Origin of the sequence: Frankia sp. QA3 (genome assembly GCF_000262465.1) — a bacterium.
Taxonomy (GTDB): Bacteria; Actinomycetota; Actinomycetes; order Frankiales; family Frankiaceae; genus Frankia.
This window is the reverse complement of record NZ_CM001489.1, coordinates 3,076,985-3,092,361: the sequence shown is the minus strand read 5'-3', so window position 1 is coordinate 3,092,361 and position 15,377 is coordinate 3,076,985. Positions and strand designations below refer to the sequence as shown.

The 15,377-nt window shown below is 72.4% G+C and carries 13 protein-coding genes; 3 read left to right on the top strand and 10 right to left on the bottom strand.

All coding sequences use genetic code 11. The features are described from left to right. Positions 1 to 139: 139 nt before the first annotated feature. From FRAQA3DRAFT_RS12710 to FRAQA3DRAFT_RS12695, 5 genes are all read right to left on the bottom strand, one after another. Positions 140 to 1,243 carry a DUF3616 domain-containing protein gene (locus FRAQA3DRAFT_RS12710; protein ID WP_009739434.1) on the bottom strand — a complete coding sequence of 368 codons (1,104 nt, stop codon included), beginning with the start codon at positions 1,241 to 1,243 and terminating at the stop codon, positions 140 to 142. Between the two features lie 143 nt (positions 1,244 to 1,386). Further along, entirely contained in the window at positions 1,387 to 1,518 is a 132-nt protein-coding gene (locus FRAQA3DRAFT_RS38100) for a hypothetical protein (RefSeq protein ID WP_255347019.1), read from the bottom strand. A gap of 7 nt (positions 1,519 to 1,525) precedes the next feature. After that, entirely contained in the window at positions 1,526 to 2,383 is an 858-nt protein-coding gene (locus FRAQA3DRAFT_RS12705) for a carbohydrate kinase family protein (RefSeq protein WP_009739433.1), read from the bottom strand. 36 nt (positions 2,384 to 2,419) lie between these two features. Next, the gene (locus FRAQA3DRAFT_RS12700; protein WP_232292030.1) at positions 2,420 to 3,499 is read right to left on the bottom strand and encodes an ADP-ribosylglycohydrolase family protein; all 1,080 of its coding nucleotides are present in this window, start codon (positions 3,497 to 3,499) and stop codon (positions 2,420 to 2,422) included. Between the two features lie 187 nt (positions 3,500 to 3,686). Beyond that, complete coding sequence (locus tag FRAQA3DRAFT_RS12695; protein WP_232292029.1) at positions 3,687 to 4,592, bottom strand: AraC family transcriptional regulator; 906 nt, start codon at positions 4,590 to 4,592, stop codon at positions 3,687 to 3,689. A 50-nt stretch (positions 4,593 to 4,642) separates the two neighbouring features. Here FRAQA3DRAFT_RS12695 and FRAQA3DRAFT_RS12690 point away from each other — a divergent pair, with 50 nt between their 5' ends. Beyond that, positions 4,643 to 5,116, top strand: a complete 474-nt coding sequence (locus FRAQA3DRAFT_RS12690; RefSeq protein WP_009739430.1) for a DUF2000 domain-containing protein — start codon at positions 4,643 to 4,645, stop codon at positions 5,114 to 5,116. A gap of 41 nt (positions 5,117 to 5,157) precedes the next feature. Here the strand turns inward: FRAQA3DRAFT_RS12690 and FRAQA3DRAFT_RS12685 are convergent, their stop codons facing one another. Together FRAQA3DRAFT_RS12685 and FRAQA3DRAFT_RS12680 are read right to left on the bottom strand one after the other, a co-directional pair. Continuing rightward, on the bottom strand, positions 5,158 to 7,185 hold the full coding sequence (locus tag FRAQA3DRAFT_RS12685; RefSeq protein ID WP_009739429.1) for an NAD-binding protein: 2,028 nt from the start codon (positions 7,183 to 7,185) through the stop codon (positions 5,158 to 5,160). Positions 7,186 to 7,351: 166 nt separating this feature from the next. Next, the gene (locus FRAQA3DRAFT_RS12680) at positions 7,352 to 8,833 is read right to left on the bottom strand and encodes a short-chain fatty acyl-CoA regulator family protein (RefSeq protein ID WP_009739428.1); all 1,482 of its coding nucleotides are present in this window, start codon (positions 8,831 to 8,833) and stop codon (positions 7,352 to 7,354) included. A 188-nt stretch (positions 8,834 to 9,021) separates the two neighbouring features. On the opposite strand from FRAQA3DRAFT_RS12680, the gene aceA reads away from it, so the two are divergent. Together aceA and aceB are read left to right on the top strand one after the other, a co-directional pair. Beyond that, entirely contained in the window at positions 9,022 to 10,383 is a 1,362-nt protein-coding gene (aceA, locus tag FRAQA3DRAFT_RS12675) for an isocitrate lyase (RefSeq protein ID WP_157467329.1), read from the top strand. 1 nt (position 10,384) lies between these two features. Further along, positions 10,385 to 12,022, top strand: a complete 1,638-nt coding sequence (aceB, locus tag FRAQA3DRAFT_RS12670; RefSeq protein WP_009739426.1) for a malate synthase A — start codon at positions 10,385 to 10,387, stop codon at positions 12,020 to 12,022. A gap of 32 nt (positions 12,023 to 12,054) precedes the next feature. On the opposite strand, the gene FRAQA3DRAFT_RS12665 is transcribed toward aceB, so the two are convergent. From FRAQA3DRAFT_RS12665 to FRAQA3DRAFT_RS12655, 3 genes are all read right to left on the bottom strand, one after another. Next, positions 12,055 to 13,467: an aldehyde dehydrogenase family protein gene (locus FRAQA3DRAFT_RS12665; RefSeq protein WP_009739425.1), complete on the bottom strand. Its 1,413-nt coding sequence runs from the start codon at positions 13,465 to 13,467 to the stop codon at positions 12,055 to 12,057. Then, positions 13,467 to 14,603: an AMP-binding protein gene (locus FRAQA3DRAFT_RS12660; RefSeq protein WP_009739424.1), complete on the bottom strand. Its 1,137-nt coding sequence runs from the start codon at positions 14,601 to 14,603 to the stop codon at positions 13,467 to 13,469. The genes FRAQA3DRAFT_RS12665 and FRAQA3DRAFT_RS12660 overlap by 1 nt, the downstream gene beginning before the upstream one ends. Positions 14,604 to 14,692: 89 nt before the next feature. Further along, entirely contained in the window at positions 14,693 to 15,370 is a 678-nt protein-coding gene (locus tag FRAQA3DRAFT_RS12655; RefSeq protein WP_035920910.1) for a TetR/AcrR family transcriptional regulator, read from the bottom strand. Between the last annotated feature and the right edge of the window lie 7 nt (positions 15,371 to 15,377).

Below are 15,377 nucleotides of genomic sequence, written 5' to 3'. Positions count from 1 at the left end.
CAGGCATGGCGGTGAGTAGGACGGAATGTGATTCCGTGCGCCAATCTTGCCGTGATCGGCGGGTGGCGGGTAGCCCGCCCGGCGCTCGAACACGCCGCGCGATCGTGGGGGGAGGCAACCGTAGTCGGCCCCGGCTGGTTCAGCAGCCCGGCAGCGGGACGATGTCGGCGAGGATCTCGTGACGATGCCAGCGCCGCCGCGGCGCCGGGCTGTCGTGCACCACCAGCAACGAGGACGGATCGCCGGGCAGCAGCGCGATGCCCTCCGGGTGGTCGTCGCCGGTCCCCACCGGCAGCTCCAGCACCCGTTCGATCGCCTCGTCGGTGACGACGACGCTCGTGCGCGCGTGCGCGGCGCCCCGCCAGCGATAGATCCGCACCGGCCCGTCGAGATCCATCGTCGGGCCCGCGAGCAGCAGCAGATCGTCGCCGTGGGCGAGGATGTCCCGCACGCCGAGCCCGTCGAGGTCGAGGAAGTGCTTGCGGTACCGGCGCCCGTCGTTGTCGTCACCGTCATCGAGCGGCGCGAGCAGCAGGTCCTGGCCGTCGCCCTCGGTGAGGCGCAGCTCCAGCACCACCGCCCAGCCGCGCAGCACCGGGCCGCGCAACCCCAGGTAGATCCGTTCGCCGACGACCGCGAGCCCCTCGATGTCCAGGCCGTTGTCCTTGCTCGGGATCTTCAGGAACAGGCCGAGGTGCTCGTCGTCCTTGAGCGCCCGCGTCAGTCGGTTCTGCTTGGACAGGCCGAGCGCGGCCGCGGTCAGCTTCTCCCCGCCCGGCGAGGCCGGCGCCGGGGCGCTGGGGACGAGCGTCGGCGCCCCGTCGATCTCCACCACCGGGATGCGGCCGAGCAGGTAGCGGTTGGCGTTGCTGCTCACCCTGGCCAGCCGTGCCAACGCCTGCTCGGTGGCGTGGTGCGGCTTGACCCGCTTGCGGGTCCGGCTGTGCGAACCGACGAACCACAGGTAGCCGCCGTGCCGGTCGATGCCCTCGAGGTCGATCTCGAGCTGGCTGCCGTCCGGTTCCGGCGGCTCCGGCAGCGGGAGGAAGTCCGCGACCGAGAAGCTGACATGGTCGACGAAGCCGTCCCCGGTCGGCGACAGCGTCGTCCGCTCGATGGTGATCGTCTCGTCGCCGGCGAGCCAGAGGTGGCGCCCGTCCCCCTTGAGGGTGGACAGCGACTCGGCGATGTCGATCACCCCGGCGTCGTCGGTGAAACGGATCGGAATCGTCCTCGCCGTCATCGGCCCCTCGCTGCTGATCTCCCGCGGGCGTCACGCGACGCCGGGGGGGAGCGTAATGCGGATCCGCGCCGCATCGCCGCCCCTGTCGAGCAGCCGACCTGCGACGAACGTCGCAGGTCGGATCGGACCCGGCCCGCCGTGCGTCACTCGGAGCCCGACGGCCGCCCGCCCGGGGCGCGCAGGAGGTCGTCTATGTGCCCGGCGGTGACGTGGACGTCGGTGCCGGCGGAGCCGACCGCGCAGCCCGCGACGAGGACGGCGCGCCGGGCCGCCACGTCGGGATCACCCGTGGCGAGCCAGTAGTGCAGGAAACCGGCAGTGCAGGAAACCGGCGCACAGGGCGTCGCCGGCGCCGGTGGTGTCGAGCACGCCGTGCGGGGCGCGGGCGGGAAGGTGGCGCGGCGGGTGGTCCCGGACGGCGAGCAGGCAGCCGTCGGCGCCCATCCCGACGAGCACGACCCCGGCCGGGTGGCGGGCCAGCAGCGCGGCGGCGGTGGCGGCGGGGCTGGCGGTGAGGCGCTCGGCGGAGCAGAACACGAGGCTCGCCGCCGCCAACCAGGGCCGGCTGTAGGCGTCGTCCGCGTCCTCGATGGTCTGCACGTCGACGGCGATCGGCACACCGGCGGCCTGGGCAACGGGGATCAGGTCGCGGACGAAGCCCGCGGTGGTCAGCACGGCGAGGCGCGCCCCCGCGAGCAGGTCACGGAACACCGGCGTCGGATGGCGGGCCGTGGCCAGGTCGGCGAGGTCGGTGTGGACCTGCCGGGTGCCGTGCGGATCGACCAGGACGGCGGACATCGCGCTGTTCGCGGTCGCCAGCACCCCGGCGCCCCGGCCGTCCGACTCGTCCTCGCCGGGCAGGCCGAGCAGGCCGAGACGTCGCAGCTCGGCGCGGATCACCAGCCCCGCCGGATCGTCCCCGACGAGGGTGGCCAGGGACGCCGGTGTGCCGAGCGCACCCAGCGTCCGGGCGACGTTCAGGCCGACCCCGGAGGCCGCCAGCCGCAGCCGCCCGGTCGCGTACCGCACCGGCGCGTAGGCGAGCGGGAACCCGTCCACCGGCACCGTCTGCTGCACGTTCACCACCCCGGCCACGACCACGTGACCGGGCTGACCAGCACGCTCGGCACGGCTGTGCACGTCCGCCTCCCCCCGCCGGCCTGATCCCCGGGCCCGTCAGTGGCCGGGGTAGCGGGCGGCCCAGGACAGGGTTGGCGCGCCGAAGGCGTCCGCGACGGTTGCGGTGTTCTCGAACTCGGTCACGAGATCATCGGCTACCTGCCGAACGAGTTCGTAGCCCTCGAGCTCGCGCACCCAGTCGGCCGGCAACGCCTGCTCACCGACGGCGACGCCGATCAGGTTGCCGCAGATCGCCCCGGTCGAGTCGCTGTCGCCAGAATGGTTCACCGCGGCGAGCAGCGCCACGCGCGGGTCGTCGGGCGCGGCCACCGCGCAGTACACGGCGATCGACAGCGCCTCCTCGGCGATCCAGCCGCCGCCCAGCGACTCCACCCGCTCCGGCGTCGGCGCGCCCTCCATCGCCCGGCTGAGAGCGGCCCGCAGCGCCGCGGTCACCTCACGACCGTTCCGCTCGGCGGCGAGCCGGCCGAGGGCCGACAGCGCCGCCTCGGCGATGCTCGCCCCGGCCAGGACCGTGGCAATGATCCACGCGAAGGCTCCCGCGGCCAGGTAGCCGGTGGGATGGCCATGGGTGAGCACCGCGCCTTCCACCGCATGATCGAAACTGGTCTCGGCGCCCCGCCCGAGCAGGCCGAACGGCGCCGAGCGCATCACGGCGCCGCAGCCCTTGCTGTCGGGGTTGGCCGGCTGGGCGAGGGTGCCCATCGTGTCGCGTCGCAGGCCCGACAGGCAGGCGTTCCCCGGGGCCCGCCGCGCGTACAGCACCGGCTGGGCCGCCAGCCAGCCGTCGGCGTGGTTCGATGCCCCGCCAGCGGGAGACGTTCGAGCCTGCGTCGTCAACCAGCGCCGATAGGCGCCCCACAGCACCGAGGGCGGATCGACGATGCCCTTCGACCGGCCGCGCACGGACGCGCGGATCAGGCCCTCCGCGGTGAACAAGGTCATCTGGGTGTCGTCGGTCAACGGGGCATGAACCCCGTAGGCTTCCGTCAGCCGGACAACACCGGCAGGCCCGTGCTCCTGCCGAATCTCGGCCAGGGACTGGAACTCGATGCCGGCGCCGAGCGCGTCTCCCAACGCCCCGCCCAGCAGGCACCCGCGAACCCGGTCTCTCATGAGTCGAACCCGGTCTCTCATGAGTTCTGAGCATGCCTTCTCGTGACTGCGGCCAGGTCGGCACGGGTCAGAGATTCGCCCGGACACGCGGCACGGTTCCGCGGAACAACAAGATCACTGTGGATTGAGTCGGCGGCCGCTCGTCCGGGAGCGAGTTGGATGTGGCGAACTCCGCCACGTCATGATCTCAGCGTGGTGACCTGAGAGTGCCGTGAGGTGGGACGACCTTGGCGTAGCGGGCGGGGCTGGTGGCGAGCATGCGGTGGAAGTGTCTGGTCAGGTGGGCCTGGTCGTAGAAACCGGCGAGGGCGGCGACCTCGGCCGGGCGGTGGCCGGCGAGCAGCAGGCGGCGGGCCAGGTCCACCCGGCGGCCGGTGAGGTAGCGGTGCGGCGGCAGGCCGAACTCCTGGTGGAAGGCGCGGATCAGGTGCGTCGGATGGACGCCGAGCAGCTCCGCGGCGGCGGCCAGCGGGATCCCCTCGGTAACCCGGCTGTCGAGGAGATCGCGTAGCGCATGCGCAACGGACGGATCCCGGCGGGGCGGGGGTGAAGCGTCGCGGCGGGCGGGTGAGCCGCGGCGGGCCAGGTGAGTGCGCAGCCGCCCGCCGACGAGGGCCAGCCCGCTCTGGGCCGCGAGATCCTCGCCGGGGGTGAGCAGGAGGCCGTGGAGCCGGGCGATGCGTCGGCGCAGCGCGGGATCGGCGAGCGTCGGGGTGTCAACCGCGGGGCCGATCAGCTCATCGCCGAGGACGTGCCGGTCGAGGTAGAGAACGCGTTTGCGGAATCCGCCGGGTGTGGCGGAGCGGCCGTCGTGGGGGACATCCGGCGGCAGCAGCGATACCTGGGAACGTAGTGTCCCGTGCTCACGTCGGTCCAGGCCATAGCGGACCGCGCCGGTGTCGACGATGAGCAGCGTCCACGAGTCGTGGGTGTGCGGCGGGTAGACGTGCGAGACGAACCGGGCGTGGAACACCTCGCGGACGCCCGCCACCGCTGGCCGCCAGGCGGCCACCGACTGACCGTCACCGGCCCGGCCCGCCTCGGCGATGCCCGCCTCGGCCCTGCCCGTCTCGGCCACGTGCGCTTCGGCCACGTCAGAAACGTACAAGACCGACCTGGCCGTTGTTGGTGAGACTCGGCGATGTGGAAACCGACCTTCGCCACGACTCCGCCCTGCACGATGACGGGTCGTTGGAGCCGACTCCGATACGCTTCGGTACCAAGATCGCTGTGCTGTTGCGCGACGATCTGCTGAACTGGCAACGGCTCAATGTCACGGCATTCCTCGTCAGCGGGATCGCGGCGACCAACCCGGAGCTGGTCGGCGAGCCCTACGCCGACGCGGACGGCCACGGCTACCTGCCGATGTTCCGCCAGCCGGTGCTCGTGTTCGCCGGCTCGAGCCAGACGCTGGCCTCGTCGTTCACCCGCGCCAGCGACCGGGGCCTGGCTATGTCGATCTTCACGTCCGACCTGTTCCGCACCGGCAACGACCGCGACAACCGGGCCGCCGTCCGGGCCGTGCCGCGGGACGACCTCGACCTGGTTGGTCTCGCCCTGCACGGCCCGCGCAACACCGTCGACAAGGCGCTCAAGGGCGCCCGTATGCACCCCTGAACGGGCATCCATCATCACGAACCAGCAACCGACACCACACATCACAAGCTCTCGGCGGCGTCCGGCGGGTCGGCGGCGAGCTCGTAGTCGCCGTGTGTCACCGCTGTGGGCGTGGGCGTGGGACGGTGCTGGGCGGGGACACCCACGCGCTGGTTGCGCCGGACCATGTCGACGATCTGGGTGACGGGGCCGACGACGAGCAGTTCGTCCCCGGGCCGTAGCCGGGTGTGGCGGCCGGGTCGGTAGTCCGGTTTGCCCGCGGCGGCGGTGGTGACGGCGAGGACGCGGGTTCCGGTGGACAGCTCCTGCAGGGTGGGGCCGACCAGCGCCCCGCCGGCGTTGACGGTCATCCGGGCGACGAGGAAGGGGGTGCGCTCCACGTAGAAGGTGCTCAGCACGTCGTAGCCCAGCGCGGCCCCGACGAAGTACGGGGTGGCCAGCGCCGAGGCGCTGCGGGCGGCGTGGATGCCGAACCGGCGCTCGACCTCGTCGGCCATCGTCGTGTCGAAGACCCGCAGCACGACCCGCAGAGCGCCCTCGGGTGACTGCGTCGCGGACGACCGCGCCCGACCGTAGGAACGACCACCGGCGCGGCGCGCCGCCTCCCGGACCGCGTGGGCGCCGCGCAGCTCGCCGTGCGCCTCCCGGGCGGACAGCACCGTCTCCAGGTTCGCCACCCCGTCGCTGGTCAGCGCGGCGATCGTGGTCGCGTGGGCGAGGCCGGCCTCCAGCAGCGTGGACCGCACGGTCGCGTCCCCGATGATCACCGGCACCCCGCGTTCGCGGGCCACGGGCAGGTACCGGTTGTTCTCGTCCCGTTCGATCACCACCACCTGGCGGCCGGCGCGCACCAGGCCGTCCATGGTGGCGACCCCGACCGAGCCCAGGCCGGCCAGGATGACGTGCCCGCGCACCGCCCCCGCCCGGCCGCGGCCCAGGGCGCGTTCGAGCCGACGGCTGATGATCACATTAGTGATAAATGCGTAGACGACCGCGATCGACAGGGCGCCGGCCAGCATCAGCCCGATGCCGAAGATCTGCAGCCACTCGTCGGCCGCGCCGAAGTTGAAGTCGCCGTAGCCGACCGTCACCATCGTCTCGACGGTGAGGTAGAGCGCGTCGAGCGGGCTGAAGTCGGGTGGCGCGGCGCGGTTGTGGTCGGTGTAGGTCAGCGCCAGCACGACCGTGCTCACCAGCAGGATCGTGACGACGGCGGCGAGGGCGAGCCGGAAGGGCCGGTCGAGCTCCCCGCGGATGGTCGAGACGAACTCCCGCAGCCGCGCGGCCGTTCCGCGCCGGGCCCGCGGCCCGCCCCCGCGATCGGCCGTGCCGTCGCCGAGGGCGGCGAACAGCCGCGCGTCGTGCAGGCCGGAGACGGTCATGCCCCGCTCGTCGAACTCGGCGAGGCGGCCGAGGACGGTCAGCCGGTCGCCGGGATGCAGCGGGATGTCGCGCGGTGGGCAGACCTCGGCGTGGCGCGCGCCGGCGCGGTGCAGAGAGATCGGGGTGAGATCACCGTAGCGGGCCCGGAAGGCGCCCCGCCCGGTGATCTCCTCCTCGATCACGGCGAACACCTCGGCGTCGGCGCGGGCGTCCATCGTGAAGGCGTGCGCGACGTCGGAGCGCACGCACGCCTCGACGAAGCTCGGTCCGGCGAGCTCGGCGAGGTTGAGCACCCGCACCTGGCTGAGCGCGTCCGCGAGCTGGTCGCCGAGCTGGGTGTTGTTGACCCCGACGACCAGCCGGACATCGGGGGCGACCTCGGCGGCGAGCAGCGCCGTCTCGAGGTTGTCGAGGTCGGCCTCGTGGCTGATCACCACGGCGAGGGCCGCGGCGATGCCGGCCTCGCGCAGCACGTCGGCCGCGTGCGGGCTCTCGCGTAGAACCTGCACCCCGCTGCGTTCCAGCCGGCGTCGGGCGACGGCGGTGAGCTGGTCGTCGACCGCGACCACCGCGACACCGGACGCCTGCAACTGCTCGGCGAGGCGCAGGCCCAGTCCGCTCAGCCCGGCCACGATGACGTGCCCCGACGGGCCGGCGTGATCGGACCCTGCGGGATCCGTCGGCATGCCTCCCCCTCCCCGGCGGCCAGCGGGCCCGGACCGGACCGGGCCGGGCCGGGCCACGACGACGGAATGCCGCGTTGAACTGGGCCGATGCAACAGATCCCGCGAGGGGTCAGTCTCGCATGCCGGCGCCGACCCGTCCGGGTCAGGAGTTGCCGGCCCGTCCGGGTCAGGAGTTGATGTCGGCCGGGTAGGGGGCGAAGGTGCCGCGGTTCTCGTCGAGGGCGAGGCTGCGGCCGATCTGCGGGAAGGCGCGCTGTGCGCAGCCGACGCGCTCGCAGACCTTGCAGCCGATCCCGATCGGCACGGCGGCCGCCGGATCGTCGAGATTGAGCCCGGTCGAATACACCAGCCGGCTGGCATGGCGCAGTTCGCAGCCGAGCCCGATGGCGAACGTCTTGCCCGGGCGGCCAAACCGGCCATAGCCCCGACCGACCGTACGGGCAATCCAGAAGTAACTGCGTCCGTCCGGCATCGTGGCGATCTGGGTGTGAATTTTTCCGGGGGCGGCGAGTGCCTCATAGACATTCCACAGCGGGCACGTTCCACCGGCCCGGGAGAAATGAAATCCGGTGGCCGACTGGCGTTTCGACATGTTGCCCGCGCGATCCACTCGGATGAAGGAGAAGGGAACGCCCCGGGCCCGGGGGCGCTGCAGGGTGCTCAGCCGGTGGCAGATCGTCTCGAAGCCCATGCCGAAATGCTCGGAGAGCCGTTCGATGTCGTAGCGGAACCGCTCGGACGTGGTGTGGAACACATTGTAGGGGAGGATGAGGGCGGCGGCGAAGTAGTTCGCCAGCCCGATCCGGGTCAGCGTCCGGGCCGGCGGGCCGCTGAGCATTCCCTCGTCGGTGAGCCGGGTGACCAGGTCGTCGAACTCGGCGAAGGCGAGCTGCAGCGCCATCCGGAACGCCCGCTGGCCGGGGCGCAGGTGGCTCGACAGGGTCAGCACCCGGGTCTGCGGGTCGAAGCGGTGCAGCACGTCGACGTCGAGCTCGCGGTCGAGGTCACGGCCGTCGTCGCGGCCGTCGTCGCGCGGGCCGGCGAGGTCCGGGCCGGGCTCGCGGCTGTGCACGCGGATGCCGTGGTAGGCCAGCCGCTCGACCAGCACCGCGTGCACCCGGCCGCGGGTCAGGCCGATCTGGCCGGCGAGCCGCTCGGCGGCCTCGTCGAGCTCGCCGACGTAGTTCTGGCGCTGGTAGAAGAAGTCCCGGACCTCCTCGTCCGGCATCGGCGCCGGCGCGGGCCCGACCGGCTCCGGCCCGCGGGCGCCGGTGAGCGCGGCCAGGCGCTCATTGGCCTGCCGGTACCGCCGGTGCAGCGTGATCAGCGCGTGCGCGGTCTGCGGCAGCTGCTCGGCGAGCTGGGCGGCGTCGGTGGCCGGCACCTTCAGGCCGATCGTGCCGTCGGAGAGCACCTCCCGGACCTCCGCGATCAGCCGGGTCACGTCGTGCGCGGCGAAGAAGCCGGCGTCGACGCCGAATGCCTCGGTGATGCGTAACAGCACCGGGACGGTGAGCGGCCGCGAGTTGTGCTCGATCTGGTTGAGATAGCTGGGGGAGATGCCGAGCAGGCGCGCCAGCTCGACCTGGCTCATGGCCCGTTCCTCGCGCAGTTCCCGCAGCCGGGTCCCGACAAAAGTCTTCTGCATCCGCTCCCTCCCTGTCGGGGAGGATAGCCGACCAGCTGCCAACATGCCATTTGCAAGATTTGCAAACCAGGCTCGGAAGATTCGCAGGACTTGGCTCGTTGGGCCGCTCGACCAGTCCGAATCGCTGTGACAGCTTCGAAGAGGAGGGTGATCCGCGCTATTCCGACTCGGGGCAGGGAGAGATCGACATGGCCGAGACGAAGACGACGGCGACCACGACGGGGACCGCGGCAGCGAACGGGCCGGCGAACGGTGCCGCGCAGGCGGCCGAGGAACTGGCCGCCCGGTGGGCGACGGACCCGCGGTGGGCGGGCATCGAGCGCACCTACGGCGCCGCCGAAGTGATCAAGCTGCGCGGCAGTGTCCTGGAGGAGCACACGCTGGCGCGCCGCGGCGCGGAGAAGCTGTGGCGCCTGCTGCACGACACCGACTACGTGCACGCGCTCGGCGCGCTGACCGGCAACCAGGCTGTCCAACAGGTCAAGGCCGGGCTCAAGGCCATCTACCTGTCCGGCTGGCAGGTTGCCGCGGACGCGAACCTGTCCGGCCAGACCTACCCGGACCAGAGCCTCTACCCGGCGAACTCGGTCCCGGCGGTGGTCCGCCGGATCAACAACGCGCTGCTGCGCGCCGACCAGATCACCTGGGCCGAGGGCGTCGCCGACGCCCCCGACTGGCTGGTGCCGATCGTCGCCGACGCCGAGGCCGGGTTCGGCGGCGTCCTCAACGCCTTCGAGCTGATGAGCGCGATGATCACGGCCGGCGCCGCCGGGGTGCACTGGGAGGACCAGCTCGCCTCGGAGAAGAAGTGCGGCCACCTCGGCGGCAAGGTGCTCATCCCGACCGGTCAGCACATCCGCACCCTCAACGCCGCGCGCCTGGCCGCCGACGTCGCCGACGTGCCCTCGGTGATCGTCGCCCGGACCGACGCGCAGGCGGCGACGCTGATCACCAGCGACGTCGACGAGCGCGACCTGCCGTTCGTCACCGGCGAGCGCACCGCCGAGGGCTTCTACCGGGTGCGTGACGGCGTCGAGCCGTGCATCGCCCGGGGCCTGGCCTACGCCCCCTACGCCGACCTGCTGTGGATGGAGACCTCCACACCGGACCTGGAGATCGCCCGCCAGTTCGCCGAGGCGATCAAGGCGCAGTACCCGGACCAGATGCTTTCCTACAACTGCTCGCCGTCGTTCAACTGGCGGGCGCATCTCGACGACGCCACCATCGCGAAGTTCCAGCGCGAACTCGGCCACATGGGCTACAAGTTCCAGTTCATCACCCTGGCCGGATTCCACGCGCTGAACCACTCGATGTTCTCCCTCGCCCACGGCTACGCCCGCGAGGGCATGACCGCCTACGTCGACCTGCAGGAACGCGAGTTCGCCAGCGAGGTCGACGGCTACACTGCCACCCGCCACCAGCGCGAGGTCGGCACCGGCTACTTCGATCTGGTGAGCACCGCCATCAACCCGACGAGTGACACCGTCGCGCTGCGCGGTTCCACCGAGGAAGCCCAGTTCACCGCGACCGGCGCCGGCGCGGGGCACTGAGATGCCGGCACCGCGCGGCGGTCGACTCGAGGTCATCGGTGAACCTGGTGAGCCTCGGGAGCGTTTCCGGGAAATCCTGACGCCGGAGGCGTTGGAATTTCTCATCGCGCTGGACACCGCCTTCGCCGCGCGGTGGGCCGACCTGCTCGCTGCCCGGCGCGAGCGGCGCCTGCTGCTCGCGTCCGGGGCGGCCAGCCTGGACTTCCTGCCCGAGACGGCGGCCATCCGCGCCGACGGATCGTGGCGGGTCGCGGGCGCGGCGCCGGGCCTGGTCGACCGGCGGGTGGAGATCACCGGGCCGACCGAACGGACGATGACGGTCAACGCGCTGAACTCCGGCGCCCGGGTGTGGCTGGCGGACTTCGCCGACGCCACCGCGCCGACCTGGTTCAACGTGATCGCGGGCCAGCTCAACCTGCTCGACGCGATCGAGGGCCGGCTCGACTTCACCACGCCGGCCGGCAAGCGCTACCGGGTCGGGCCGGACCCGGCGACGATCGTCGTGCGGCCGCGGGGCTGGCACCTGCGCGAGAACCATCTGCTCATCGACGGCCGGCCGATGTCGGCGAGCCTGGTCGACTTCGGCCTGTACTTCTTTCACTGTGCCCGCCGCCAGCTCGACCGGGGCAGCGGACCGTACTTCTGCCTGCCGAAGCTGGAGGGTCATCGCGAGGCCCGGCTGTGGAACGACGTGTTCGTCTTCGCCCAGCAGCGTCTTGGCATCCCGCGGGGCACGATCCGGGCGACCGTGCTCATCGAGACGATCTCCGCGGCCTTCGAGATGGAGGAGATCCTCTACGAGCTGCGCGAGCACTGCGCCGGCCTGAACGCCGGTCGCTGGGACTACGTGTTCAGCATCATCAAGACCCTCGGGGCCCACGGGGAGGCGTTCGTGCTGCCGGACCGGGCCCAGGTGACGATGACGGTGCCGTTCCTACGGGCCTACACCGCGCTGCTCGTGCGGACCTGCCACCGCCGCGGCGGGCACGCCATCGGGGGGACGGCGGCGTTCATCCCCAGCCGGGATTCCGAGGTCAACGCCCGCGCGCTCGACCAGGTCCGCCAGGACTCCGAGCGGGAGGCCGGCGACGGCTTCGACGGCTCCTGGGTGGCCCATCCCGGACTGGTGACGGTGTGCGAGGCGGTGTTCGACGCCCGCCTCGGTGCCGCGCCGCACCAGCTCGACCGGCTCCGCCCGGACGTGTCCGTAACCGCGGCCGACCTGCTCGACGTCGCCTCGGCCGGCGGGAAGGTCACCGAGGCGGGCCTGCGCAACAACATCACGGTGGCGTTGCGGTACCTCGACGAGTGGCTGCGCGGCACCGGCGCGGTGGCGATCTTCAACCTGATGGAGGACGCCGCCACCGCGGAGATCGCCCGCTGCCAGATCTGGCAGTGGATCCACCACGGCACGCAGCTCGCCGACGGGCGTCCGGTCACCCGGGAACTCGCCGAGCGGCTGCTCGCCGAGGAGCTGACCGTGCTGCGCACCGAGCGCGGCAGCGCACCGAACCGCCTCGACGAGGCCCGCGAGGTGTTCGTCGAGACCGCGCTGGGCGAGACGCTGCCCGAGTTCCTCACCACCGTCGCCTACACCGACTACCTGGTGAAGCGACCGAGGGCGCTCGCCAGGATCTGACCCGGGCGGTGTGGCGCGGCACGCGGACCGGCTCAGTCGCGCAGCACGGTCTTGGTGCGCATGAGGAACTCCCCGAGATACCCGTCGTGCGGGACGTCGGGTCGCATCCAGTAGGTGGGGTGGTCGCCGACGTAGACGTTGCTGATCGTGGGCTCGGCCACGAGGCGGTCGACCAGGCCTTCGTCGTGGGTGAGGGCGGTGAGGACGAGGGAGTGGCGCAGCGGGCCGATCCCGTCGGCGGGCGACCAGGGCGCCACCCACACGCAGGGGAAGCCGAGCTCGATGCCGGTCTGCGCGGCGTCGGCCCGGTCGACCTGGAACACCGCCGGGCGCAGCGCGACGCCGCCGCCGGGCACCGGATCGGTGATTCCGGCGCCGCCGAGGCGGGGTGTGGTGCCCGCCGCGCGGTCGAGCAGGAAGCGTTCCAGCGCGGCAGCCGGCCCGGACGGCTGGCAGGGCAGCACTGCGCGGTCGTCCTCGGGCGGCAGGGTCGGGATGGCGCCGAGCCGCTCGGCGAGCGCCGCGGCGAGGCCGTCCGGGTCGGTGTCGGTGAACACCGCCGTGGCGTTGACGCAGGCGGTGCCGCCCTCGTCGCCGACGGAGTCGACCAGGGTGTCCAGGTGGCGGTGCCAGTCCTCACCGGCGAGCAGGATCTTCGATCGGCCGGGGCCCTGGACGAGCACCGTGGGATCGGCGCCGTACTTGGTGACGACGTCGTCCCCGCCATAGACCATCGCCAGGTCGGCGGCGGAGATGATCTCGTCGGCGACGGTGTGGTCGGTGGGCAGGAACGCCACCTGGTCGGGTCCGAACCCGGCCGCCCGCAGCGCGGTGATCAGCCGGTGCGCGGTGAGCGGCTCGCGCCGGGACGGCCGCACCGCGACCCGGTAGCCCAGCGCCAACGCCTGCGGCCACAGGGCGTGCACCCCGGGATGGTTGCCGGCCGCGTGCACCGCGAAGACCTCCCCGCGCCGCGTCCACACCGCCCGGCCACCCAGGGTGGCCGGGTCGTGCCAGTCGTCGACGCTCGCCCGGGGCCGGGCCTGGCGCGCGTTGCGGCCGGCGCCGAGCAGCGCCCGCCAGGTCCCCTCGGTGGCGCGGCGCACGACCGGGATCGGCATGCCCGAGATCCGGCTGACCGCATGGGAGTACTCGTCGACGGACAGCCCGCCGACGGTCTCGGTCGCGAACGCCTCCCCGGCCCGGGCGAGCGCGGCGAGCCGGTCCCCGGCCGGCAGCGGCTCGGCGGCCCGCAACGCGGCGATGGCGCGATGCACGTACAGCGACGGCACCAGGCTCAGCTCGGCGAGCGGGACGCCGGCCAGGTCGGTGATCGGCAGCCGGTTGCGGGACCGGTAGGTACCGGTCGGGCCCAGCGCGTCGAGTCCGATGAGCTCGGCCGAACCGTCCGTGGGCGGCGCGGCCGATGGGCTTTCGGCCGTCATCAGTACACTCCCTCGATCACCAGCGAGTCGCCGAAGACCGCGACCGGCGCGACGTCGGCCACCGAGTCGCCGGCCTGTCCGGGTGGGGGTTCGATCCGGGTCGCCTCGTCGCGCTCGAGGTTGTTGGGCAGGAACGCCGACTTGCTGACGTGGTTCATCACCACGCGCCCGCGGCTGCCGTACGGCACCGGTTCGCCGGTCTCCGGGTCGACCACACGGAACGTGATGTACGGGGAGAACGGGTCGTAGATGCAGGGGTCGTCCGGGGCGAGCCCGGCGCGTTCGACGGCGCTGGCGAGGATCATCGTGCTGCCGTACCGTCCGACCATCCGGGCCCGCGGGAAGACCTCCGTGCGCAGCAGGTACCGGGTGTCCGGGTCCATGTGCGCGCCGCCCCACTCGATCACCTGCACCCGGTCGGCGATCAGCTTGCGCAGCTCCTCGTCGCGGACCAGCCGTTCCAGCAGCGGTGGCGTGGCGATCAGCACGGCGATGTCCTGCGTCTCCAGCACGGCGCGAGCCTGGGCGACGACGTGCTCGGCGTACTGGCTGGCCTGCTCGCCGCGGCCGGCCGCGATGCACTTCTTCACCCAGCGGGGGTCGACATCGACGGTGAAGCCCAGCCGCCCACGGCGCCGGACCGTCTCGCGGACGAACGCGCCGTACATGTGGGGCCCGCTGGGCGCGAGGGCGAGCCAGTCGGCCGCAGCCGGGTAGTGACGCTCGTCCATCTCCTGGTCGGTGCGGACCAGGAGCCGTTCCATCCAGTCCATCATGAAGACCACGTGCTTCGGGGGCCCCGTGGTGCCGCCGGAGTCGTAGACGCCGTACACCGCACCGTTTTGCACCGCACCGTCCTGCACCGCACCGTCCTGCACCGCGTAGCCCCGCGGGATCAGATCCCCGGCGGGCACGTAACGCAGCCGATCGACGATGTTGGGGAATCTGGCGAGGTCGTCGACGGTGTGGATGTCCTCGCGCGGGTCGAAGCCGAGGGTGTCGGCCTGGCCCAGCCAGAAGCGCGAGCCCGTCTGCGGATCGAAGTGCCAGCGCATCGCCGCCTCGATCAGATCGGTTTCGCCGGGGATGCGGTCCACCGGGCCGTCGAGGATCGGATCCGTGTGCACTGTCGTCATTGGAATGCAGCCTCCCGCCACCTGTGCGTGCTGTGGCGGGCGACCGTCGTCCGGCCACCCTTCGAGTGCAGGTCGAGCGGGTGCGGGTGTCAACCGCAGTGATCGTCCGGGCACAGCGGGCCGGCCTTCAGGGTGGCCATCGCGCTGTTGATGAGGGGGGTGAGATCGGTGCCGGTGGGCATCGTCGCCCAGGTCTCCAGGACGATGTTGAGAGTCGCCAGGGCGCAGCCGGTCGCCACCTGGGTCGACAGATCCGTCGCGGGCCGGCCGAGGCGGGGCGCCAGCGCCTCCGCCAGGACGTTCTGGCCGTTGCGGGACGCCTCGACGAGCAGACCCCGCACGCGGGGGAGCTCGGAGATGAGCCGCAGCAGGGTGCGGACCTCCTCGGGGTCCTTCTCCTGACGCGACCACATGTGCACCATCGCCCGGCCGAGGGCGTCGGCGGGATGCTCGTGTGCCGGCCGTTCCCGCAGCGCCGCGATGAGCTCGGTCAGCTCGAAATGCACGGCCTCGCGGAGCATGTCCTCCTTGAACGGGAAGTAGCGGAACACCGTGCGCGGACTTAGATCCACCGCGGCCGCCACATCCTCGACCGTGGTCGCGTCGTAACCACGGGACAGGAACAGCCGCAGCGCCGCGTCGGCGATCGTCGCGCGGATCCGCGCGCGCCGCCGTTCGGCCCGCGTCTGCTCGGCTCCACCGTCGCCGACCTCGGACGCGACCGCGGGAGCGCCCGAAGCCGGGGCCTCCCCGATCCTCGTCGTCACGATGTGA